The organism is Empedobacter sp. UBA7248 (assembly GCF_002472945.1).
In the GTDB taxonomy this organism is placed as follows: domain Bacteria; phylum Bacteroidota; class Bacteroidia; order Flavobacteriales; family Weeksellaceae; genus Empedobacter; species Empedobacter falsenii_C.
Genome location: NZ_DKSU01000002.1, coordinates 160,850 through 183,301, shown reverse-complemented (window position 1 = coordinate 183,301; position 22,452 = coordinate 160,850). Strand labels below are relative to the sequence as shown.

The window sequence follows — 22,452 nt, the reverse complement described above, 5'->3', positions numbered from 1 at the left end:
AAAAATCCCTTCAAAAATTTTTGAAGGGATTTTTTAATTCTATAATAATCAAGTTTTAATCTCGTCGTCCGCCCATTGCCATCATGACAAAATAAAGTAGTTGAGCTAATGAACCAATCGCAGCGACTACATAAGTTCTTGCAGCCCATTTTAATGAATCTTTTGCACCTTCATATTCGTTTGGCATCACCATATTGTTTCCTTTTAACCAAGCTAATGCACGGTTAGAAGCATCGTATTCAACTGGTAAAGTAACAAAAGCAAAAACGGTTGTTACTGCAAATAAGAAAATACCAATCCACAACAAAGTTGCATTTTTAGATGAAGCCATCACGATTAATCCTAACATCAAAATCCATTGATTTAAGCGAGATGCTACATTTACCATCGGAACCATTTTCGAGCGTAATTGCAACATATTATAACCAACTGCATGTTGTACTGCGTGACCACATTCGTGCGCTGCAACAGCAGCCGCTGCCGCATTGCGTTCGTGGTAAACAACTTCCGATAAGTTTACCGTTTTATCAGCAGGATTGTAATGATCTGTTAATTGTCCAGGAGTAGAAATGACACGTACATCGTGAATGTTGTTGTCAGAAAGCATTTTTTCTGCAATCTCTTTTCCTGACATTCCATTTGCCAAATGTACTTTCGAATAATACTTAAATTTACGTTGTAATTGGTTGCTAACAAACCAGCTAATTAACATAAACAGTCCAATAATAATGTAATAACCTGTCATCTATTTCTATTTTATTTTTTTAATCAATTTTAATATTCATTCAAAATTCAAAAAGTATTCCAATAAGTGAATAGAGACAAAAATAGCAGAAAAGTTGTTTTTTTGGCAGAGTTCTGTATTAAATCATATAAAAAATGAACAAAAGCTGACATTTTGCTCAAAAATTTTTGAGTTGAAATTACAAAACTTATTACCTTTGCAAGCTATGAGTATTCGCATAAAAGAAGTACAATCAAAAACCGATTTGGAAGCATTTATTAAGTTTCCGATGAATTTGTATAAGGATAATCAATATTACGTTCCGCCCTTTATTAATGAGGAGAAGGAAACATTAGATGTTTCTAAAAACCCCGTTTTCAAAGATGCAGAAGCGCGTTATTTTCTTGCCGAAAAAGAAGGTAAGATTGTGGGGCGTGTTGCGGCAATTATCAATTGGCAAGAAGTCAATAATCAACAAAAACGTAAAATGCGTTTCGGTTGGTTTGATATGATTGATGATATCGACGTCACAAAAGCACTTTTGGCAAAAGTTGCGGAAATAGGTAAAGAAAATCAATTAGAATATATAGAAGGACCAGTTGGTTTTTCGAATTTGGAAAAGGCAGGTTTGCTAACTTTTGGATTTGATAAATTGGCTACAATGGTTGGTTTATATAATTTTCCGTACTATGCGCAACACTTAGAATCGTTAGGTTTTGAAACAGCGAATGAGTGGGTGGAATATGAATTGCCTGCACCAACAGAATTACCAGAAAAAGTTATCAAATTCAATAAAATTATTCGAGAACGTTACAAATTACGAGAATTGAAGTTTACAAAAACTTCAGAGATTATTCCGTATGTTGACGAGATGTTCGATTTGTTAGATAAAACTTACAGCGAATTGGATACTTATGTACCAATTGCGGATTATCAAATTGAATATTACAAAAAGAAATATATTCCGTTTATTAATCCAGATTTTGTGAACTGTATTGTTGATGAAGACGGAAAAATGGTTTCGTTTGCTATTACGATGCCTTCTTACTCGAAAGCGATGCAAAAAGCGAAAGGTAAAATTTTTCCTTTTGGTTGGTGGCATTTGATGAGAGCAAGTAAAAATAATGATTCTGCTCAATTTTATTTGATCGGAATTGATCCAAAATTTCAAGGAAAAGGTGTTACAGCATTGATTTTTAATGCAATGTTTGATACGTTTAGAAACAACGGGATCAAATTTTTGGAAACAAATCCTGAATTAGCGGACAACGAAAGCATTCAAGTTTTGTGGAAAGCTTATGATCCTGTAAACCACAAACGTCGCAAAACTTTCAAGAAATCAATTCAGTAAAATATAAATAATAATGTTATATATTTTGAATTAAAATTCTTCAATTCGAGTGATTTTTAGAAAGATTATTTCTAAAAATTGTATCGAGAAGTAAGATGAATTTTATCTTCTAAAACTTTATTCTCGATACAAAATTCTAAACGAATTTCACTCGAATTGACGGTTTTATTTATTTGATAATCAATATTTATAACATAAAACTTATAAACGTATAACTTAAAAAATATGTTTGATATTCATCAATTAGAGAAAGAATATTCAACTTTCAGACAAGAAGGTTTTGATTCGAAATGGTTAAATTTTGAAGCTTTAAATCACTATTTTTCATTAAAATCAATTCAAAAAGAACAAATTGGAACATCTTTTTTAGGAAACGAAATTTATAAATTAAGTTTCGGAACTGGAGAAAAACGTTTATTGATTTGGTCTCAAATGCACGGAAACGAATCATCTGGTACGCGTGCAATGTTTGATGTGATTAATTTTTTTGAACAAAAATCTGAATTATCTCAAACCATTTTATCTCAATTGACGATTGATTTTATTCCAATGCTAAATCCTGATGGTGCAAATGTTAATACACGAAGAAATGCGGTTGGAATTGATATTAACCGTGATTTTTTAGCAAAAGAATCAACAGAAATTCACGTTTTGTTAGATCAAGTGGAAAAAGGAAATTATCAAAACTTATTCAATTTACACGATCAACGTACGATTTTCAATGTTGGGCAATCAGCAAAACCTGCAACGCTTTCTTTTTTGGCGCCTTCTTATAATGTTGAGGAAGATGTAAACGAAGTTCGCGAAAAAACGATGGGAATTATTCAAGCAATGAATACTGAATTACAAAAAGTAATTTCTGGTCATGTAGGTCGTTATACATCAGAGTTTTATCCGATGTCAACCGGAGATAATTTCACAAAAATGGGTTATCCTTGCGTATTATTTGAAGCGGGACATTTTCCGAATGATTATCAACGTAATACAACAAGAAAGTACAATGCATTGGCTATTTTAGCAGGATTGAATGTTTTAGCTACGCAAGAAAATTTTCCGTTTGATGAGTATTTATCGATTCCTCAAAATGGACAAAAATATTTGGATATTGTGATTCATAATGTTCAAATCCAAAATAGAGAAAATTCTTCTGTTGTTGATTTGGGAATTTATTTTGAAGATGAATACAACGAAGAAAATAATTCGGTAGAGCAAATCGCGAAAATTATTGAAATTGGTGATTTACGAAAATTTATTGGTCATCTTGAAATTGATGCTGAAAAACAAGTTTATAAAGGAGCAACTAAAAATTATCCTTTATTGAATCAATTAGCGACTTTCGAAATTGGCTCAATTAAAGTTGAAAATGGTCAAATCATTTCATAATTATTTATACATTTAACCTATAAACTAAAAATACAATGAAAAAAATATTGGCAATTGCACTTGTGGCGATGTTGGGATTTTCTACACAATCGTTTGCTCAAAATAAAGTGTTGAATCGTACGATTACAGCTGAAAATGGGAAGAAAATGTTGACGGGAGAATTCAATAGAAAAGCTTTGGAAGAAGATGATTTTAAGGATTGGTATCATCATGAATATGACACTTACGAAGTTGAAAAAAGTAAATTGAAAAGTTTAAAAGATTTACGTAATTATCGTTTGGAAGTTTTTATGGGAACTTGGTGTTCAGATTCTCGTCGTGAATTGCCGCGTTTATATAAGATTTTAGATGACATTAAATTTCCTCAAAATCGTTTGAAAGTGATTGGTGTAAACTATCAAAAGAAAAGTTTTAACGGAGAAGAAATTAATAAAAACATTACTCACGTTCCGACAATTATCGTATATAATAATAAAAAAGAAGAAGTTGGTAGAATTGTAGAATCTCCAGTTTCGGGCTATTTAGAAGAAGATTTGGCACAGATTGTGAATGGTACGCCATTGACTCCAAATTATGCAAATGAATAATTTAAAGAAAATAATTCTTGTCGTTGTAGCCTTCATTTTTGGTGTGATGATAACGTATTTCATCATGGATAAATTCAAATCTGAAAGTTATACCGAACAATCTCATGTGATTGCGTATCAAATCGAACGAATGAATAAAATGATTGTTGCAGAACAAACCTATTCAGATTTATACAATCACACGTCAAAAAAATCGTTGCCAGGTTTAACTGATATTTTTTCTGCGGATAAAAAGGTGACACTTTTGGTGAAAGCCAAAGCACAAGCAACGTATGATTTGAAAAAAATGGATATTGAATTGGATTCGGTGAACAAAAAAATTATCATCAAATCTATTCCTCCAGTTGAAATTCAAGTGTATCCAGATGTTAGTTTTTATGACATGGATCAAAGTGTTTTCAATAAATTTAGTAAAGATGATTTGAACGGAATTAAGAAACGTGCTGTAGAGCATGTAGAAAAAACCGTTGATCAAACCAAACTAAAACAAGAAGCACATCAACAATTAATTCAAAATCTTGGCGATTTGTATTTCCTTGCCAAAACCTATGGTTGGAAGATAGAGGATAAAACGAGTTATGCCAACGAATTGAATAAATTATACGATTAATAAATAATTAAAAACCTGTTCCGATAGAATAGGTTTTTTTTCGCTGAATAAAGAAATGAAGTGTTTCTTTTTTTAGAATTAAAATTGAAAATAGTATTTTCGCTTAATATTAAAAATAAAAATGAATTGGCGTAGATTTTTACTTCCATTTTCTGGTTTATATTGGATTGGGACTTCGGTTCGAAATCTGTTTTACAATATAGGAATGATGCGTTCATCATCATTCAAAATTCCAATTATTAATGTTGGAAACCTGTCTGTTGGCGGAACGGGAAAGTCACCTCATATCATGTATTTAATTGATTTGTTGAAAGACGAAAAATTAATTGCAACATTGAGTAGAGGATATGGACGAAAAACAAAAGGTTTTTTGATTGCAAATTATTCATCCAAAGTTTATGATATTGGAGATGAACCAATGCAGTTTTTTCAACGTTTCAAGAATAGAATTTTGATTGCGGTTTGCGAAGATAGAGCTTTTGGTGCGCAAAAATTAATTGATCATTACAATGCAGAAGCAATTTTGTTAGATGATGCCTATCAACATCGTGGAATAAAAGCTGGTTTCAATATTTTGTTGACTGATTACAATAATCCATATTATAAAGATTTTTTATTGCCAGCAGGTGATTTGAGAGAGAGTAGAAGTGGAGTTCGTCGTGCAGATATTATTATTGTAACAAAATGTCCAGACAGAATTTCGGAGGAAAAGCACAAAGAAATTTCGAAAAAGATTAAGTTAAGATCTCATCAGCAATTATTTTTCTCAAAAATTGTTTATGACAACAAATTGATAGGGAAATTGGATAATGTTGAGAAATCGACTTGGAAAAATCTGAATGTTATTTTGGTTACAGGAATTGCAAAAACAGATGGTTTGGTAAAATTTGCGGAAGAAAATTTTGCAAATGTCTTGCATTTAGAATATCCAGATCATCATAATTTTAGTCAATCAGAAATTGAGTATATTTACAAACGATACGAAGATACGGAGGGTAGAAAGCGTTTTGATAAAATTATCATGACAACTGAGAAAGATTATATGCGTTTGATGGAAGAATCCATGATAAAAGACGATTTATACTACATCCCAATTAGTATCGATATTAACGATAAAGAAAAATTTAATCAAACTATTTTAGAGTATGTTGGACAGAATTAATGAGGCTGTAAAGTACATCAATAATTTATTGCCAGATCAACCAGAATTTGTAATTGTGTTAGGGTCTGGATTAGGAAAATTAGAAGACGAAGTAGAAAATAAAGTTGTTATTAGCTACAAAGATATACCAAACTTTCCTCAAGTAACAGTAGAAGGGCACAAAGGTCATTTAGTATACGGAACTATTTTAGGTAAAAAAGTTTTGATGATGGCTGGTCGTTTTCATTATTACGAAGGATATTCGATGGAAGAAGTAACGTTTCCAATGCGTGTTTTCAATGGATTAGGAATTAAGAAAGTTGTTTTATCGAATGCTTCTGGAGGTGTTAATCCAAGTTTTAGTGTAGGAGATATTTGTTTGGTAAAAGATCATATCAATATGATGCCAGAACATCCTTTACGTGGAAAAAATATTGATGAATTAGGACCTCGTTTTGTGGATATGTCAAAAGCATATGACAGAGAAATGTTGAATGAAGCAGCAGAATTTGCAAAAGCAAATGATATTTTGGTTCATCAAGGAGTTTATGTAGGATTACAAGGGCCAACTTTCGAAACGCCATCAGAATACGGATTGGTTCGTTTTATTGGTGGAGATTGTGTTGGTATGAGTACAGTTCCTGAAGTTATTGTTGCTCGTCACATGGATATGCGCGTTTTCTGTTTATCTATAATTACAGATTTAGGTGGACCAGAAATTTCATTTGATGTATCGCACGAAGATGTATTAAATGCTGCAAACACAGCAATGCCAAATGTAATTCGTGTGGTAAAAAGCGTAATCGAAAATTGTTAATTTTTGATTTTGAGTATAACAGAAAAACCAACTGAAAAGTTGGTTTTTTTTATTTTATAAAAATCGGTGAATTCGAAAGAATAATAAGGTCAAATAACAAGACGAATTCACCGACAAGCTTTGAAGCGTTCGATTGATTAGATCTCAACTTCTCGTTCAGAATTTGTGCAATTGCTATGAACGATATAATCGATTAGTTTTCCATTTTCAAAACACAACATCAAATCTTCTTCATAAATTGATGTATGTGTCAATTGATTAAATTGTAATAATTTTCCTTGAGGAATTTTAATAATTCCAGAATACCAGCTCGCAAAAACTTCTTCTCTTTTTGGAAATAAATAATTCAATTCAACTTCATCCAAACCATCCAAATATCCTCTGAAATTAATTAAAAACAATTCGTCATTTCTCAATTCCCATTTCCCATAATATCCTCTCCAGCATGTTGGCGAAGGCGGAGTAAAATAAGGTGGATGATTTAATTTTCTAAAATAATGATGTAATGGTTGTTCGGCTATAATATATTGTTGGTTGTCGATTAATAAAATTTCTCCTATTTGCGCGGTCATTTTTTCTTATGGTTTATTCAAATGTAGAATAGCCACACGAATTAATGAAAAATCAATAGTGCTAATTTATCAAAATAATAAAAATTGACCGACTAAAATAAAATGGTTAAAAATTATCTTGTCTTTAAATGATAAATTCGTAATTATTATTTATTTTAGAATTATTCTTTCACCTTGTTGAGGGAAAATATAATTGATTTTATATGGATTATCTTTTAATAATTCGTCTTTAATTTTTTGCTCATAATCATCTTTTGGTTTGATATGAGTAACGATGATTGTAAAACCTTTTAACTTACTTTTTCCAACTTCTTTCGCTAATTCTCCTAATTCTTCGTTCATCAATTTTGGCGTTAAATGTCCAAATAATAATTTTTCGGGTTGAGAATTCGGAAAAGAAACTTCCAACATCATTGTTTTTAGTTTACCTGATTTTATTTTAGGTGTAATTGCTTTCCAAATAGTTGCTAAATTTTTAGTTTTTTCGATACGATCAGCTCCTGTATCACCAAAATATAAAACTGCATTTGAGCCATTTTCTACTAATATTGCCGAACTTTTCAAAGGATTTACATGACTCAATTCGTAAATAGTTCCAGTAAAATTAGTTCCTTCTATTGTGAAAGGTGTTCCAATTTCAGCGTATTTGTAGTAATATTTATTCAAAATTGGCGATTCGCCTTCATTGGCAAAATTTGCCCAAGCATCATTTGTAAAATATTTATTTTTTAAAACTGAAATTGTTTCAGAAATACCATAAATAGGCTTGTTTGCATCTTCTGGAGAATTAATAATCATGCCTGAAAGATGATCCAAATGTCCATGCGAAATAAAATATCCTTTGATATAGTTTTTAAGAATTTTACTATTTTGTTCTTCAAAAGTACCTTTCTCTATTGCTTTATTGATTCCTGAAAGAATTGTCCCAGCATCCAATGCCAAATAGCTATTTGTCGTTTCTTCACCAATCAAATAAGAAGAAAGATTACTTTCATTGCTACCACCATAAACACCAAGTGGAACAATCTGAATATTTTGTGCTGATGCAATCATCGAAATTCCAAATCCAATACTTAATAGATATTTTTTCATAAAAAGAATTTTAACAAAAATACAACTGAAAGTATTATTAAACTAAAATATCCTCATAGTTTCTAAAAACTTTAGTATTTTCACACTTCTTTAAAAATTAACGCATAAAATTAGTTAGAATGAAATCGAAATTATCTACTAAAATATTTAAAAATTATGCGACTCAACTGATGACAAAAAAAGCAATGTATGCTGCGGCAATCGCTTTATTGGCAACAAATGTTGATGCGCAAAAGAAACCATTAGATTTGACTGTTTTTGATGAATGGCAATCAATCGGAATGAAAGAATTATCGAACAATGGTTCGTGGGTTGCTTATCAAGTTAATGCACAAGAAAGTGATAATACATTGAACTTTTTTGGTTTGAAAACGGATAAAAATCTTAGTTTTCATCGTGGTGAACAAAGTGTTTTTACAGCAGATTCTAAATTTGCCGTTTTTAAAATTCGACCTTTTTATAAAGATTTGAAATTGGTACGAATTAAGAAAAAGAAAGAACATGAAATTGCTAAAGATTCAATCGGAATATTAAATCTAGCAACAAATCAAGTTGAGAAATTACCGAATATAAAATCATTCAAAACATCAAAAAAAGGAGGTTCTCTTTTGGCTTATTTATTAGAAAAAGAAGAAGCGAAGAATGATAAAAAAGACAAGTCAGATTCTACAAAAACGAAAGATAAACCTTCAAAACCAGCGGGTAAAGATAAAAAAGATGCGCCGTTAGAATTGGTGTTGAGAAATTTGATTTCTGGTCAGAAAAAATCTTTCAAAAATGTAATGAATTATGAGTTTAGCGAAAATGGTAAACAATTAATTTTTTCGACAAAACAAGAGAAAAAAGATAGTTTAGATAAAACTAAATATGGCGTTTTCTTGGTAAATACAGTAACTTTTGCTCAAAAACAATTGGTTGATACAATTGGAGATTTCAAACAATTTGCGTTTGATGAATTAGCAAATAAAGTTGCTTTTGTTGGAACTTCTGACGAAGAGAAAAAGGAAAATAAAACATATTATTTATATTATTCTGCAACAAATAATCCACAACAAATCAAGAAATCTGAATTGTTAGGATTGAAAAAAGATTGGCAAGTTTCAGAAAATCGTCAACCAAAATTTAGTAAAGATGGAAATTCTTTGTTCATTGGTTTGATGCCGAAATTAGCAGAAAAAGACACGGCTTTAATTGCTGATGATTATGCAAAAGTGGATGTTTGGAGTTACAAAGACGATTTTATTCAGCCGCAACAATTAAAGAATCTTGAGCGTGAAAAAAAGCGTTCGTATTTATCTGTAATTGATTTATCGAATCCTGTAAAAGTGACACAATTAGCGGATTTGGATATGAATCAAGTTGAAATTTTGAACGAAGGAGATTCAAACTTTGCTTTAGGAACTTCTGATAATGCGTATCGATTAAGTTCTAATTGGGACGTAACAGGTCGTAAAGATTATTATATCATTAATACGAAAACGGGACAACGCGAGTTATTTGCAAAAGCTTTGGCTGGAAAAGTAGAGATGTCGCCAAATGGAAAATTTGCTGTTTTTTATAATGCCGAAAATGGTTTGTGGTCAAGCTATAATATCGAAACAAAGGAAACAAAAGTTCTGAATAAAAAGCTAAAAGTGAAATTCTATGACGAAGAAAATGATTCGCCAACTTTAGCGCAAGAATACGGTGTTGCTTATTTTACGGATAATGATGAAACGGTTTTAATCAAAGATCGTTATGATATTTGGGAGTTTGATTTGGTTGGAAATCGTCGTCCAGAAAATATGACAAATGGTTTCGGCCGTAAACATAACATTACGTTTGATATCAATCAATTAAATGATGATATTAAAACACTTAACCGTGATAATTTAGTTTATTTAGGTGCTTTTAATAATCAGAATAAACAATCTGGAGTTTATCAAACTATCATTTCGAAAGCAAAAAATCCTGAAGAAGTTGTGATGTCGAATACTTGGGGAGCACAAAAAATGACAAAAGCGTTGAATGCGAACGAATTTATTTATACAAAAGAATCGTTCCGAAATTCGCCTGATGTATATGTTTCAACGAATTTTAAAGATGAAAAAAAGATATCTGCAATCAATCCGCAACAAAAAGATTATTTATGGGGGAACGGTGAATTGGTAACGTGGAAAACGTATTCGGGTAAAGATGCAACTGGAGTTGTATACAAACCAGAGAATTTTGATCCAAATAAAAAATATCCAATGATTGTTTATTTCTACGAAAAACTTTCGGATAATTTAAATCGTTATCAAGCGCCTGCGCCAACGCCTTCTCGTATAAATCATACGTATTTTGTAAGTAACGATTATATTGTGTTTACACCAGATATTTCGTATACGATTGGTCATCCTGGGAAATCTGCCGAAGATTATATCAATTCTGGAGTAGAAGCATTGAAGAAAAATACGTGGGTAAATGGTAGTAAAATTGCCATACAAGGACAAAGTTGGGGAGGATATCAAGTGGCACATTTGATTACAGCAACCAATATGTATGCTGCTGCTTGGACGGGTGCGCCTGTTGTTAATATGACTTCTGCTTATGGTGGAATTCGTTGGGGAACGGGTATGAGTCGTCAATTTCAATACGAACAAACGCAAAGTAGAATTGGTAAAACCTTGTGGGAAGCGCCAGAATTATACATCGAAAATTCGCCTTTGTTCAATATGCCAAAAGTTACGACGCCAGTTGTAATCATGCATAACGACGAAGATGGTGCTGTTCCTTGGTACCAAGGAATTGAGATGTTTATGGCATTGCGTCGTTTACAAAAACCAGTTTGGATGTTAAATTATAATGGTGATGACCATAACTTATTAAAACGTGCAAATAAAAATGATATTCAACAACGTCAAGTGCAATTTTTTGATCATTATCTGAAAGATAAACCTGCTCCAAAATGGATGACAGAAGGAGTTCCTGCAATTTCTAAGGGAGTTGATTGGGGCTTAGATCTTGAGAAATAAGCAGACTAAATAGTAAAAGCGATCAAATTTATTTGGTCGCTTTTTTTGTCAAAAGAATTTCTTACAACACAATTATATTGTTAAATTTACAATTCATTTTGATTAACTTATTGAAAAAGTTTAATTTAAAGGTTTAATTGCACTAAGTATGAATACAAATAATCGACAAATTGTTTATATCCATGGACTAAATAGTTCGGCAAATTCAACTAAATTCAAAACTATTCTAAAAAAATATCCTTCAGCGATTTGTATTGAATGGAAAAAGGAGGAGAATATTGCAACTATTTTATTTGAAGCTTACGAACATTTAAAAGGTTTGGTAAATGATTTGACAATTATAGGAAGTTCTACTGGAGGAAATTTTGGTTGGCAATTGCAACAAAAATTAAAGGAAAATGGAAAATCGAGTGAATTAATTTTGTTAAATCCTTTGGTTGATGTTTCAATGAAAGTCGAAAATAATTTTCCTGAAAATCTTTCGCAGTATTTAGTCGATATGAATCGTTTCGAAAATACAACGGTTTTTCTTTCTGTGCATGACGAAGTTTTGGATTATGAAAAACTAAAAACTTTCTTCGAAATTCAACAAAATATTTTTCCACAACAAATCAAAATCATAGAAATTGATGACAATCATCGAATACGTAACTTCGAGTCATTGTTAACGTTAATTTAATTTACGCTTTACAATTATTTAATTTTATTAACTGCATTTTTGCACACGAATCAAGAAACAAATAAACATGAGGCAATTTTTAATATTAATACTTATTGTATTTTCAATCAGTTCGTATGCGCAAGTAAAAGATTCTACAGAATCTAAAAAGAAAACTGTACAGGATTTTAAGAATATGATGTCGCCCTATTATAGCTATGGTAACGGATTGGGAATTACTTCTCCAGATAGTCTTTATCAGGTCAACATTAGATTTCGTATGCAAAATCGCATTAGTTATAATCATAATGATGGAGAAGAAGATAATATTGATGGACAAATTCGTCGTTTAAGATTGCGTTTTGATGGATATATCGGAGATCCAAAATTTGGTTATTCGATGCAATTATCTTTTGCAGCAGGTGATGTAGGAAAAGCAGAAGAGGGGAAGAATACGAATATTATTCGTGATGCGATGATTTTCTATTACCCAAATAAACATTGGAGTTTAGGATTTGGTCAAACAAAACTTCCAGGAAATAGGCAACGTGTTAATTCTTCTGGAGCATTACAATTAACGGATCGATCTATCAATAATGCAGATTTTAATATTGATCGCGATTTTGGATTTCAGGTCTTATACAATAAAAGAAATCAAGAAAAATTCTCATATATTTTGAGAGGCGCGATTTCTACTGGTGAAGGACGAAACTGGACAAATTTTAAAGATACTGGTTTAGCTTATACAGGAAAAGTTGAGTTGTTTCCACTTGGAGAATTTACAAAAGGAGGGAGCAATTATGAAGGTGATTTAGTTCATGAACAAACACCAAAATTGATGCTTTCGGGAGCTTATAGTTATAATGATAGAGCGCATAGAACGGCGGGAATGTTAGGAGATGATATTGTAGGTGGAGGAACAGCTAATATAAAATCATTGTTTTTGGATGCGATGTTAAAATATCGTGGATGGAATTTGATGTATTCTTATATGAATCGTAATTCGGATAATGTATTATTTTATAACCCTGCGGATATTTCTGATTTTAATTATATTTATAATGGAGAAGGGATGGATTTTCAAGGTTCGTACACATTTCCGAAACATTGGGAAGTGATAGGACGTTATTCAACTCAAACAGTAGATAAAGATATTTTTGAGTTTACGCCAAATACAAACCAATTCACATTAGGTTTGACAAAATATATTTGGGAACATGCGTTCAAATTACAAGCAGAGTTCACGTACGAACAACAAAAATTCTATAATTTGGAAAAGAAAAACAACTGGTACGCGCGTTTTCAGATAGAAATTGGAATTTAAGATATCTTATTGTAAATTAAATATCTTAGAATAAAATAAAGGTTTGATATTTGATAATATTTAATAAATTTGCAGTCTAATATCAACCCATGCAAGCCAATAAAAAAAGAAAAAGTTTAAACCGAAACGTAGAGTTCGGAACTAAAAAAGTACAATTTAAAGATGTAATTATTGTCGCAATATTAATCTTCGTAATTGTTTTAGTAATTTTGAAATTTATAAATTAATCATAAAACAAAAAAAACCACTTCAAACGAAGTGGTTTTTTTTGTTTTATTTCTTTTTGATGGAAACTAATTTCGAATCTTCTTTACAAATTTCTAATACAAAATCATAATCTTTCGTATTGTCTTTGCTTTTATAGTTTGCCAAATATTCTCTACAAGGAACTTGATCTTTTTTCGAGTGATCAAAATCAACTTTACTTCTTTTGAATAATTCTTTTTTCAAGAATGTAGAATCTAAATTTTCTGCTTTTAAAAATGCTTGAGCTTCTGGTGAAATAGCTAATCTTTTTGAAAAAGCTTCATCCAAAACTCTTGCATTTGGAAAGTAATTACATGAGAAAGCACGAGGTCCAAACGCCATAGCGACGAAAACTAACCCAATTCCAACTCCCATCAAATACTTCATAAATCTTTGCGTAAACGTCATATGATCAATAAATTAATGTCGTGAAATGGTAAATCAAACCAATCACATAAGTTCTTTTTTACAATTCTTCCTTTGTACAAATATACGCCATTTCTTATAGTTTTATCCGATTGTACCACATTCGCAAAACCAGATTCTTCTGAAATTTGGAATAAATACGACAAGAAATAATTGCTCAACGCTTTGGTAGAGGTACGTGCGACGCGAGAAGTGATGTTAGAAACCGCATAATGAATTATATCATTCTTAATAATGATAGGGTGATCGTGAGTTGTTAATTCAGATGTTTCGAAACATCCACCTTGATCAATACTTACATCAATAATCACAGCGCCAGCTTTCATATTCTGTACCATCATCTCAGTTACAACGCAAGGTGTACGTGTTTCTCCACGAAGTGCTCCAATTGCTAAATCGCAACGTCGCAAAGCTTTTCCTAATTCTTTTGGGTCTAATGTAGAAGTAGAAACTCGTTGTCCTATATTTTGTTGTAATCGTCTTAATCTTGTTAATGAATTATCAAAAACACGAACCGAAGCACCTAAACCTAAAGCTGTTCTTGTCGCATTTTCTGCAACCGTTCCAGCTCCAAGAATCACAACTTCTGTTGGTCGAACGCCTGTTACGCCGCCCATCAAAATTCCGTTTCCTCCGTTTGTAGAAGACATCAATTCGCTCGCGACCAAAATTGCCGTTGTTCCTGCAATTTCACTTAATAAACGAACGACTGGTAAATGATTTTGTTCATCACGAATAAATTCAAATCCAACTGCGTTTATACGTTTTGTAATTAATTTCTGAAAATATTCGCGTCTTAAAGTATTTGTAGGAACAGATGAAATAATCAACGCATTTGGTTTTACCCAATCAATTTCATCTAAAGTAAGTGGGCCAACTTTTAGAATAATAGGTTTCTCGAAAACAGCTTGCGTATTGTAAGAAATTTGCGCACCAGCTTCCGAATATTCTTTATCCGAATAATTTGCACCTTCTCCTGCTCCAGTTTCTATCGTAACTTGATGTCCATTATTGACTAAAATTTCGACTGCATCAGGAGAAAGACAAATTCTTTTTTCTTGATTATTTGTTTCTTTTGGAATTCCAATATCAAAGCGTTCTTTCTTATGAGGAATCTCTAAACGCTCGGGTTGAGGAATAAGATCTTCTTGAGAAAAAGGCGTGAAAATATTTTTTCCGTCCATATACGATTAACTAAAATTTAAATGACGAACGCCATCTACATTTTCCAATGTAATTGTATGGTGCTCATCTGGTATAAAGTTAGCAATTTTATTTGGCCATTCCATTAAACAATATTGATTAGAATATAAATATTCTTCAATCCCAAAATCTAAGGCTTCATCTTCGTGATTTAGACGATAAAAATCGAAATGATAAACTTTTCCTTTATCTGTTTCATATTCATTTACAATCGAAAAAGTAGGACTCGAAACTTCATCATTTGTTCCCAAAGCTTTTACAAACTCTTTGATAAAAGTTGTTTTTCCAGCTCCCATTTCTCCTTCGAAAGTGATTAATTTATGTTGAAGTTGATCGATTATTTTTTGAGCAACTTCTGGTAATTCGTCTAAATTATTGATGATAAATTCCATTTAATTTTTTGGTGTTAAAACAACCATTGGGATAATTATTTCCTCCAACGAAATTCCACCGTGTTGGTAAGTATTTTTGTAATAATTAACGAAATGATTGTAATTTTTTGGATACGTTAAAAATAAATTTTCTTTTGCAAAGATATACTTTGACGTAACATTAACCTTAGGTAAAAGGAATTTTTCAGGTTGTTCAACTGCCAAAACATCTTTCGGATCGTATTGCAATTGTTTCCCCAATTTATAACGCAAATTTGTACTCGCTTCTTTATCGCCAATCACTTTTGTAGGTTCCTTTACGTAAATTGTTCCGTGATCGGTTGTTACAATAATTTTCATTTTTTCTTGCGCCGCTTTTTTCACAATTTCCATTAAATATGAATTCTCAAACCAATGTTTTGTGATCGAACGATACGTTTTATCATCACGAATAATTTCACCAACAATTTTGTTGTCCGTTTTCGCATGCGAAAGAATATCGATAAAGTTGTAGACAATTACATTTAGATTGTTCTTTTTGTAATTATTAAAATCATCTGCAATTTTTTTCTCGAAATCAGAATTTAAAATTTTGAAATAATTATACGATAAATCGCCAAAACCAAGACGTTTTAATTGTTCTCCTAACAATTCTTTTTCATACATATTTTTATTTCCTTCGTCGGTATCATTCAACCAATATTCAGGATATTTTTTCTCAATTTCTAAAGGCATTAAACCCGAAAAGAACGCATTTCTAGCATATTGAGTTGCCGAAGGTAAAATACTATAATATAAATTTTCGGCTTCCGAATTATAATAACGATTGAAAATTGGCTCAATAACTTTCCATTGATCGTAGCGTAAATTATCAACCATAATCAATAAGACATTTTTATCTTTTCCAAGATGAGGTCGAACTAATTGATTGAAAATTGTGTGCGATAAAACGGGACGATCTTCGTCTTCATGCAACCAATCTTCATAATTACGTTCTATAAATTTGAAGAAAGCTGCATTTGCTTCACTTTTTTGATTTTCGATGATTTGAGAAAGAGCTGTATCTTCGATATTTTCAAGCTCAAGTTCCCAAAAAACTAATTTTTTATAAATCTCTTGCCAATCCTCATAATCGCGCGCATTCATCATATCCATTGTGATATTTCTGAATTCCTGTTGATAATTGATAACTGTTTTTTCTGAAATAATTTTCGAAGCATCCAAAATCTTTTTCAAACTCAATAAAATCTGATTTGGATTAACTGGTTTAATCAAGTAATCTGCTATATGCGAACCAATTGCGTCTTCCATGATATGCTCTTCCTCACTTTTTGTGACCATAATAACAGGAAGGTTTGGACGCAATTCCTTAATTTTTGGTAAGGCTTCCAATCCACTTAAACCTGGCATATTTTCGTCGATTAAAACCGCTGCAAAGTTTTCTTTTTCTATTTCTTCTAATGCATCAGTCGCATTATTTATCATTGTTGTATCGTATCCTTTTTTCTCTAAAAAAAGCTGGTGTGGTTTCAATAAATCGATTTCATCATCAATCCATAAAATTTTTATAGCCATTTGTTATATTTTTATTTTTTTATCTTGATTTCTACATTTTAGAATTATTCCAAATATAGCGATAACGGAAATGTTAAAATCAAAATTGTATGTTAAACAAAATTGTAGTTTTCCCAAAATTTGCGATGATTATTTAGCATAAATAATTCCAAAAATGATTTTTATCTAAAATATTTTATAAAAACCATTCTTAATCAAAAAAGTAACGCGCAGAATGAGTAAAAATTCTTATCTTTGCTGATAAAATAGTACGTTTGAATCCATTAAACAATAATAAGTTGAAGATAGTAAATGATCCAGTTCATGGATTTATTACGATTCCAAACGAGCTTATTTATCAGATTATTCAACATCCATATTTTCAACGACTTCGTAGGATTTCGCAAACGGGTTTAACAGAATTAGTTTATCCAGGAGCGAGACATTCTCGTTTTCATCACGCTTTAGGTTGTATGCATTTGATGCAAAAAGCCTTAAATATTCTCAAAAGAAAAAACGTCGATATCACTCCAGAAGAAGAAAATGGAGCTTTAATTGCAATTTTATTACACGATTTGGGACATGGTCCTTTTTCTCATTCTCTTGAACATTCTATCATTAATGGTTCGCATCACGAAGAAATTTCGCTTCGTTTGATGGAAGAATTGAATCAAATTTTTGATAATCGATTAGCTTTAGCTATTCAGATTTTTAAAGGGAATTATCCGAAAAAATTCTTGTCGCAATTGGTTTCGAGTCAGTTGGATTGTGATAGAATGGATTACTTGAAACGCGATAGTTTTTACACAGGAGTGGTAGAAGGAAATATCAATCCAGAACGAATTATCTCGATGATGAATGTCTCGAATGATGAGTTGGTGATAGAAGCGAAGGGAATTTCGTCGGTCGAGAAATTTTTGATGGCGCGTATGTTTATGTACATGCAAGTGTATATGCACAAGAAGTCGTTTACAGCAGAGAATTTTTTGATTAGCGTTTTGAGAAGAGCTAAAGAATTGACAAAAGCGGGAGAAAATCTTTTTGCTACGTTTGCTTTTAAATACTTTTTAGAAGAAAATGAAGCAGGAAGTTTATCAAAAGAAGGTTTAGAAATTTTTACTCGTTTAGACGATTCGGATGTTTTATCAGCGATAAAAGAATGGCAGTTTCATGATGATTTAATTTTGAGTAAATTATCAAAAAATATTATTCAGCGTATATTACCAAAATCATATTTGATGGATACAAAATTATCTGAAGAAGAAATTTTGGTAGAAAAAAATAGAGTAGAAAAAGCTTTAGGAATTGATGATGCAAGTTATTTTGTGGAGCAAACAACGATAAAAATTGTTCCGTACGAGAAATCAAAAAGTCCGATAAAGGTTTTATATAAAAATGGTGAGGTAAAAGAAATTTCGAGTTCAGAAAAAAGTTTGTTAACGCAATTTTTGCAACAAGAAATTACAAAATATCATTACCACAGCGTTTAAATAGTGATTTGAAGAATTTGACAAAAAAGTTAAATAACTTAAATAATCATTTTATAAATTTAAGAATAATTATTAGTTTTGCAGACTATGAAATTTAAAGCTGCAGAGATTGCGCAATTATTGCAAGGAACCGTAAAAGGTGATGCAAATGTAGAGGTTTCCACATTATCGAAGATAGAGGAAGGAAAAGAAGGTTCGATTTCGTTTTTGGCTAATCCGAAATACGAGCATTTTATCTATACAACAAACGCTTCTATTGTGATTGTGAGTAAGGATTTTGTGGCAACAGATTCTATTTCGTCTACATTGATTGTGGTTGAAGATGCATATCAAGCCTTTACACAGCTATTGCAGTATTACAATACGATAAAAAATAATAAAGTTGGGATAGAAGAATATACGAAAGTAAATTCTACTGCGCAACTAGGAGATAATGTATATGTTGGAAGTTTTTCTTATATTGGAGCTAACGTTTCGATTGGGAATAATGTAAAAATATATCCAAATGTAACGATTGGCGATCATGCTAAGATTGGTGATAATACCGTTTTACATTCGGGCGTACAAGTGTATGAAGAGTGTGAAATTGGTCAAAATTGTATCATTCATTCTAATGTTGTGATTGGTGCTGATGGTTTTGGTTTTGCGCCAAATCCAGATGGTTCTTTCGAAAAAATTCCTCAAATAGGAAATGTTTTGATTGAAGATAATGTTGAAATTGGAGCAGGATCAACAATTGATAGAGCAACAATGGGATCTACAATTATTCGTAAAGGAGTAAAATTAGATAACCAAATTCAAATTGCTCACAACGTTCAAATTGGTGAGAATACTGTTATTGCTTCGCAAAGTGGAGTAGCAGGTTCTACAAAAATTGGACGCAATTGTATGATTGGAGGTCAAGTTGGTATCGCAGGTCATTTGACAATCGGAGATTTTGTACAAGTACAAGCTCAGAGTGGTATTAATGGTGATGTAGAAAGTAAAACGCAATTGTATGGTTCGCCAGCAATGGAAGCGTCAAGCTTTAGAAAATCGTACGTACATTTTAGAAAGTTTCCAGAAATTGTGAAACGAATCGATAAATTAGAAAAAGAGAACAAACAAAAGTAAAAGTTAATGTCTGATAAACAAAAAACTTTAGCGAATGAAGCCGTTCTAAAAGGTGTTGGCTTACATACAGGTAAATTTGTTACCTTAACATTTAAACCAGCTGAATCAGATACAGGATTTGTATTTGTTAGAACAGATTTAGAAGGTCAACCTCAAGTAGAAGCTGATGCACAATATGTTGTGAGTACAGCTCGAGGAACAACTTTAGAGAAGAAAGGAGTTAAAGTACATACAACAGAGCACGTTTTAGCGGCTTTGGTAGGTATGGATATTGATAATTGTTACATTGAAATTGACAATGCGGAACCACCAATTATGGACGGTTCTTCTCGTTTTTTCGTTGAAGCAATAGAATCTGCTGGAATTGTAGAGCAAGATAAAGACAGAGAATATTATAGAATTAAAGAAATTGTAACGTACGTAGATCCAGAAACAGGATCAGAAATCACTGCGATTCCTGCAGATGAATACCAAGTTACAGCAATGGTAGATTTCGGAACGAAAGTTTTGGGAACTCAAAATGCAACTTTAACATCTATCAAAAACTTCAAACAAGATATCTCTCAAGCAAGAACATTTTGTTTCTTACATGAGTTAGAGCAATTGTTGGAAGCTGGTTTAGTAAAAGGTGGAGATTTAGACAATGCAATTGTTTATGTTGACAAAGAAATTACGCCAGAAACAAAAGAAAAATTATGTAAAGCATTCAATAGAGATGATGTTTCTATTCGTCCGAATGGAATTTTAGATCACTTGACTTTACATTATCCAAACGAAGCTGCTCGTCACAAATTATTAGATGTTGTGGGAGATTTGGCTTTAGTAGGTAAAAAATTGAAGGCTAAAATTATTGCAACAAAGCCTGGACATCATACCAATACAAATTTTGCAAAGAAATTAAGCAAACAAATTAAATTAGCGCAACGTAACAAAGTGCCAGAATTTGATTTGACAGCAGAACCAGTTTATGATATTAATGATATCATGAAGTTATTACCACATCGTCCACCATTTTTATTGATTGACAAGGTAATTTCAAAAAGCGCAACAGGTTTAATCGGTGTGAAAAATGTAACGATGAACGAGCCTTTCTTTGTTGGACATTTTCCTAAAGAACCTGTAATGCCAGGTGTATTGCAAATTGAAGCAATGGCGCAATTAGGAGGTCTATTAATTTTAGGAGAATTAGAAAATCCTCAAGATTATTCAACTTATTTCATGAAAATTGAAAGTGCTAAATTTAAACGTAAAATTATTCCAGGTGATACATTGGTGTTTAAATTAGAGTTGGTTGAACCAATTAGAAGAGGAATTGTTCATATGCAAGGAATTGGATATGTGAACAATCAAATTGCTGTGGAAGCAGAAATGATGGCAGTTATTACAAAAGAATAATTAAAGAAATGGAAGTTATGAATCATCCGATGGCATATGTTCATCCAACTGCAATAATAGGTGAAAATGTTACAATCAGCCCTTTCTCTTCTGTTTACGAAGATGTAGAAATTGGTGATGGAACATGGATTGGTCCTAATGTAACAATTATGTCAGGAGCGCGTATTGGGAAAAATTGTAAAATTTATCCAGGTACAGTAATTTCTGGTGAGCCTCAAGATTTGAAGTACGAAGGTGAAAAAACTTTAACATATATTGGTGACAATACAACGATTCGTGAATGTGTTACTGTAAACAAAGGAACTAATGCATTAGGTTATACTAAAATTGGTGACAATTGTTTGATTATGGCAACTGCGCATATCGCGCACGATTGTGTTGTAGGAAATAATGTCGTAATCGTAAATGCGGTTGGTTTAGCAGGACATATAGAAGTTGGAGATTTCGCTTTTATTGGTGGTTATAGTGCGGTTCATCAATTTACAAAAATTGGAGAACATGCTTTTGTAGCTGGTGCGACACAAATTCGTAAAGATGTTCCTCCGTACGTTAAAGCAGCAAAAAATCCTGTTGCTTATGCGGGAGTTAATGCAATTGGATTGAGAAGAAAAGGTTTCACATCAGAAGAAATCTTCGAAATTCAAGGTATTTACAGAATCTTATATCAACAAAAAAATAACGTATCTCAGGCTGTAGAACAAATCTTAGAAAAATTCCCAGATTCACATTATCGTGAAGTAATCCTTGATTTTATCAATACAAGTGATCGTGGAATTATGAAAGGATATAGCTCGGGAGTTTAATAAAATAACAATAGAATAAATGGCAACAACTTCTGATATCAGAAAAGGTTTATGTATTATTTTTAATAATGATACGTATAAAATTATCGAATTTTTACACGTAAAACCAGGTAAAGGACCTGCTTTCGTTCGTACAAAATTAAAATCATTAACTAACGGGAAAGTATTAGACAATACATTTTCTGCTGGTCATAAAATTGAAGAAGTTCGTGTAGAAACACGTAACTACCAATATTTATATGAAGATGATAATGGTTTCCACTTCATGAATAATGATGATTTCTCTCAAGTTTATTTAAACAAAGATTTGATTGATAATTCACAATTTATGAAAGCTGGTGACGAAGTAAAAATCTTGTTCCGTGCTTCTGATGAAACAGCTTTAGCAGCTGAGTTACCAACTACAGTTGTAATGGAAATTACATACACAGAGCCAGGTCTTAAAGGTGATACAGCTACAAATGCTACAAAACCTGCAACGACAGAAACTGGTGCTGAAATCCGTGTTCCTTTATTCATCAACGAAGGTGATAAAGTAAAAATTAACACAGAAGATGGTTCTTATGTAGAAAGAATTAAAGAATAATATATTCTGA

General features: G+C 31.8%; 21 protein-coding genes. 14 read left to right on the top strand and 7 right to left on the bottom strand.

All coding sequences use genetic code 11. The annotated features are described in order from the left end of the window. Positions 1-55: 55 nt before the first annotated feature. A complete protein-coding gene (locus B4A23_RS00980; RefSeq protein WP_286496553.1) occupies positions 56-745 on the bottom strand; it encodes a zinc metallopeptidase in 690 nt (229 codons plus the stop codon). Between the two features lie 205 nt (positions 746-950). On the opposite strand from B4A23_RS00980, the gene B4A23_RS00975 reads away from it, so the two are divergent. The 6 genes from B4A23_RS00975 to B4A23_RS00950 all read left to right on the top strand — a co-directional run bounded on the left by B4A23_RS00975 (position 951) and on the right by B4A23_RS00950 (position 6,613). After that, on the top strand, positions 951-2,075 hold the full coding sequence (locus B4A23_RS00975; protein ID WP_286511833.1) for a GNAT family N-acetyltransferase: 1,125 nt from the start codon (positions 951-953) through the stop codon (positions 2,073-2,075). 225 nt (positions 2,076-2,300) lie between these two features. Continuing rightward, positions 2,301-3,458 carry a M14 family zinc carboxypeptidase gene (locus B4A23_RS00970; RefSeq protein ID WP_291115811.1) on the top strand — a complete coding sequence of 386 codons (1,158 nt, stop codon included), beginning with the start codon at positions 2,301-2,303 and terminating at the stop codon, positions 3,456-3,458. A 35-nt stretch (positions 3,459-3,493) separates the two neighbouring features. Further along, positions 3,494-4,045 (top strand): TlpA family protein disulfide reductase, encoded by a 552-nt coding sequence (locus tag B4A23_RS00965; protein WP_180904683.1) that lies wholly within the window; start codon positions 3,494-3,496, stop codon positions 4,043-4,045. Next, a complete protein-coding gene (locus B4A23_RS00960; RefSeq protein WP_052217853.1) occupies positions 4,038-4,655 on the top strand; it encodes a DUF4230 domain-containing protein in 618 nt (205 codons plus the stop codon). Before B4A23_RS00965 ends, B4A23_RS00960 begins: the two co-directional genes overlap by 8 nt. Before the next feature lie 121 nt (positions 4,656-4,776). Continuing rightward, on the top strand, positions 4,777-5,817 hold the full coding sequence (gene lpxK, locus B4A23_RS00955) for a tetraacyldisaccharide 4'-kinase (RefSeq protein WP_280062154.1): 1,041 nt from the start codon (positions 4,777-4,779) through the stop codon (positions 5,815-5,817). Then, positions 5,801-6,613, top strand: a complete 813-nt coding sequence (locus tag B4A23_RS00950) for a purine-nucleoside phosphorylase (protein WP_038336092.1) — start codon at positions 5,801-5,803, stop codon at positions 6,611-6,613. The genes lpxK and B4A23_RS00950 overlap by 17 nt, the downstream gene beginning before the upstream one ends. A 137-nt stretch (positions 6,614-6,750) precedes the next feature. Here the strand turns inward: B4A23_RS00950 and B4A23_RS00945 are convergent, their stop codons facing one another. Both B4A23_RS00945 and B4A23_RS00940 read right to left on the bottom strand, forming a co-directional pair. Continuing rightward, positions 6,751-7,185, bottom strand: coding sequence for a hypothetical protein (locus B4A23_RS00945; RefSeq protein ID WP_286475287.1), 435 nt, complete (start codon positions 7,183-7,185; stop codon positions 6,751-6,753). Between the two features lie 150 nt (positions 7,186-7,335). Beyond that, a complete protein-coding gene (locus B4A23_RS00940; protein ID WP_291115806.1) occupies positions 7,336-8,277 on the bottom strand; it encodes a 3',5'-cyclic-nucleotide phosphodiesterase in 942 nt (313 codons plus the stop codon). Positions 8,278-8,396: 119 nt separating this feature from the next. On the opposite strand from B4A23_RS00940, the gene B4A23_RS00935 reads away from it, so the two are divergent. From B4A23_RS00935 to B4A23_RS00925, 3 genes are all read left to right on the top strand, one after another. Further along, positions 8,397-11,273, top strand: a complete 2,877-nt coding sequence (locus B4A23_RS00935; RefSeq protein ID WP_291115803.1) for an alpha/beta hydrolase family protein — start codon at positions 8,397-8,399, stop codon at positions 11,271-11,273. 148 nt (positions 11,274-11,421) lie between these two features. Beyond that, positions 11,422-11,952 (top strand): YqiA/YcfP family alpha/beta fold hydrolase, encoded by a 531-nt coding sequence (locus tag B4A23_RS00930; RefSeq protein ID WP_291115800.1) that lies wholly within the window; start codon positions 11,422-11,424, stop codon positions 11,950-11,952. Between the two features lie 67 nt (positions 11,953-12,019). Then, positions 12,020-13,255: a porin gene (locus B4A23_RS00925; RefSeq protein WP_180904677.1), complete on the top strand. Its 1,236-nt coding sequence runs from the start codon at positions 12,020-12,022 to the stop codon at positions 13,253-13,255. Between the two features lie 273 nt (positions 13,256-13,528). On the opposite strand, the gene B4A23_RS00920 is transcribed toward B4A23_RS00925, so the two are convergent. From B4A23_RS00920 to B4A23_RS00905, 4 genes are read right to left on the bottom strand one after another with little or no spacing between them, the layout of a single operon-like run. Then, positions 13,529-13,888: a hypothetical protein gene (locus tag B4A23_RS00920; protein ID WP_147280013.1), complete on the bottom strand. Its 360-nt coding sequence runs from the start codon at positions 13,886-13,888 to the stop codon at positions 13,529-13,531. Positions 13,889-13,905: 17 nt separating this feature from the next. Then, positions 13,906-15,111, bottom strand: a complete 1,206-nt coding sequence (locus tag B4A23_RS00915) for an alanine dehydrogenase (RefSeq protein WP_291115797.1) — start codon at positions 15,109-15,111, stop codon at positions 13,906-13,908. Between the two features lie 6 nt (positions 15,112-15,117). After that, on the bottom strand, positions 15,118-15,522 hold the full coding sequence (gene tsaE, locus B4A23_RS00910; protein ID WP_180904675.1) for a tRNA (adenosine(37)-N6)-threonylcarbamoyltransferase complex ATPase subunit type 1 TsaE: 405 nt from the start codon (positions 15,520-15,522) through the stop codon (positions 15,118-15,120). After that, complete coding sequence (locus tag B4A23_RS00905; RefSeq protein WP_291115794.1) at positions 15,523-17,076, bottom strand: bifunctional response regulator/alkaline phosphatase family protein; 1,554 nt, start codon at positions 17,074-17,076, stop codon at positions 15,523-15,525. It lies immediately after the preceding gene. 278 nt (positions 17,077-17,354) lie between these two features. Between B4A23_RS00905 and B4A23_RS00900 the strand changes: the two genes are divergently transcribed. From B4A23_RS00900 to efp, 5 genes are all read left to right on the top strand, one after another. Further along, positions 17,355-18,545, top strand: coding sequence for an HD domain-containing protein (locus tag B4A23_RS00900; RefSeq protein WP_291115791.1), 1,191 nt, complete (start codon positions 17,355-17,357; stop codon positions 18,543-18,545). Between the two features lie 87 nt (positions 18,546-18,632). Next, positions 18,633-19,658, top strand: coding sequence for a UDP-3-O-(3-hydroxymyristoyl)glucosamine N-acyltransferase (gene lpxD / locus B4A23_RS00895; RefSeq protein WP_038336109.1), 1,026 nt, complete (start codon positions 18,633-18,635; stop codon positions 19,656-19,658). Between the two features lie 6 nt (positions 19,659-19,664). Continuing rightward, positions 19,665-21,053: a bifunctional UDP-3-O-[3-hydroxymyristoyl] N-acetylglucosamine deacetylase/3-hydroxyacyl-ACP dehydratase gene (locus tag B4A23_RS00890; protein ID WP_291115788.1), complete on the top strand. Its 1,389-nt coding sequence runs from the start codon at positions 19,665-19,667 to the stop codon at positions 21,051-21,053. Between the two features lie 17 nt (positions 21,054-21,070). Next, the gene (gene lpxA, locus B4A23_RS00885; RefSeq protein ID WP_115002092.1) at positions 21,071-21,856 is read left to right on the top strand and encodes an acyl-ACP--UDP-N-acetylglucosamine O-acyltransferase; all 786 of its coding nucleotides are present in this window, start codon (positions 21,071-21,073) and stop codon (positions 21,854-21,856) included. A 19-nt stretch (positions 21,857-21,875) separates the two neighbouring features. Next, positions 21,876-22,442: an elongation factor P gene (gene efp, locus B4A23_RS00880; RefSeq protein ID WP_038336113.1), complete on the top strand. Its 567-nt coding sequence runs from the start codon at positions 21,876-21,878 to the stop codon at positions 22,440-22,442. Positions 22,443-22,452: the final 10 nt, after the last annotated feature.

Excerpts from the sequence above, each read along its gene's own strand:
- B4A23_RS00980 (WP_286496553.1), bottom strand. The coding sequence starts at position 745 with ATGACAGGTTATTACATTATTATTGGACTGTTTATGTTAATTAGCTGG.
- B4A23_RS00975 (WP_286511833.1), top strand. The coding sequence starts at position 951 with ATGAGTATTCGCATAAAAGAAGTACAATCAAAAACCGATTTGGAAGCA.
- B4A23_RS00970 (WP_291115811.1), top strand. The coding sequence starts at position 2,301 with ATGTTTGATATTCATCAATTAGAGAAAGAATATTCAACTTTCAGACAA.
- B4A23_RS00965 (WP_180904683.1), top strand. The coding sequence starts at position 3,494 with ATGAAAAAAATATTGGCAATTGCACTTGTGGCGATGTTGGGATTTTCT.
- B4A23_RS00960 (WP_052217853.1), top strand. The coding sequence starts at position 4,038 with ATGAATAATTTAAAGAAAATAATTCTTGTCGTTGTAGCCTTCATTTTT.
- lpxK (WP_280062154.1), top strand. The coding sequence starts at position 4,777 with ATGAATTGGCGTAGATTTTTACTTCCATTTTCTGGTTTATATTGGATT.
- B4A23_RS00950 (WP_038336092.1), top strand. The coding sequence starts at position 5,801 with ATGTTGGACAGAATTAATGAGGCTGTAAAGTACATCAATAATTTATTG.
- B4A23_RS00945 (WP_286475287.1), bottom strand. The coding sequence starts at position 7,185 with ATGACCGCGCAAATAGGAGAAATTTTATTAATCGACAACCAACAATAT.
- B4A23_RS00940 (WP_291115806.1), bottom strand. The coding sequence starts at position 8,277 with ATGAAAAAATATCTATTAAGTATTGGATTTGGAATTTCGATGATTGCA.
- B4A23_RS00935 (WP_291115803.1), top strand. The coding sequence starts at position 8,397 with ATGAAATCGAAATTATCTACTAAAATATTTAAAAATTATGCGACTCAA.
- B4A23_RS00930 (WP_291115800.1), top strand. The coding sequence starts at position 11,422 with ATGAATACAAATAATCGACAAATTGTTTATATCCATGGACTAAATAGT.
- B4A23_RS00925 (WP_180904677.1), top strand. The coding sequence starts at position 12,020 with ATGAGGCAATTTTTAATATTAATACTTATTGTATTTTCAATCAGTTCG.
- B4A23_RS00920 (WP_147280013.1), bottom strand. The coding sequence starts at position 13,888 with ATGAAGTATTTGATGGGAGTTGGAATTGGGTTAGTTTTCGTCGCTATG.
- B4A23_RS00915 (WP_291115797.1), bottom strand. The coding sequence starts at position 15,111 with ATGGACGGAAAAAATATTTTCACGCCTTTTTCTCAAGAAGATCTTATT.
- tsaE (WP_180904675.1), bottom strand. The coding sequence starts at position 15,522 with ATGGAATTTATCATCAATAATTTAGACGAATTACCAGAAGTTGCTCAA.
- B4A23_RS00905 (WP_291115794.1), bottom strand. The coding sequence starts at position 17,076 with ATGGCTATAAAAATTTTATGGATTGATGATGAAATCGATTTATTGAAA.
- lpxD (WP_038336109.1), top strand. The coding sequence starts at position 18,633 with ATGAAATTTAAAGCTGCAGAGATTGCGCAATTATTGCAAGGAACCGTA.
- B4A23_RS00890 (WP_291115788.1), top strand. The coding sequence starts at position 19,665 with ATGTCTGATAAACAAAAAACTTTAGCGAATGAAGCCGTTCTAAAAGGT.
- lpxA (WP_115002092.1), top strand. The coding sequence starts at position 21,071 with ATGAATCATCCGATGGCATATGTTCATCCAACTGCAATAATAGGTGAA.
- efp (WP_038336113.1), top strand. The coding sequence starts at position 21,876 with ATGGCAACAACTTCTGATATCAGAAAAGGTTTATGTATTATTTTTAAT.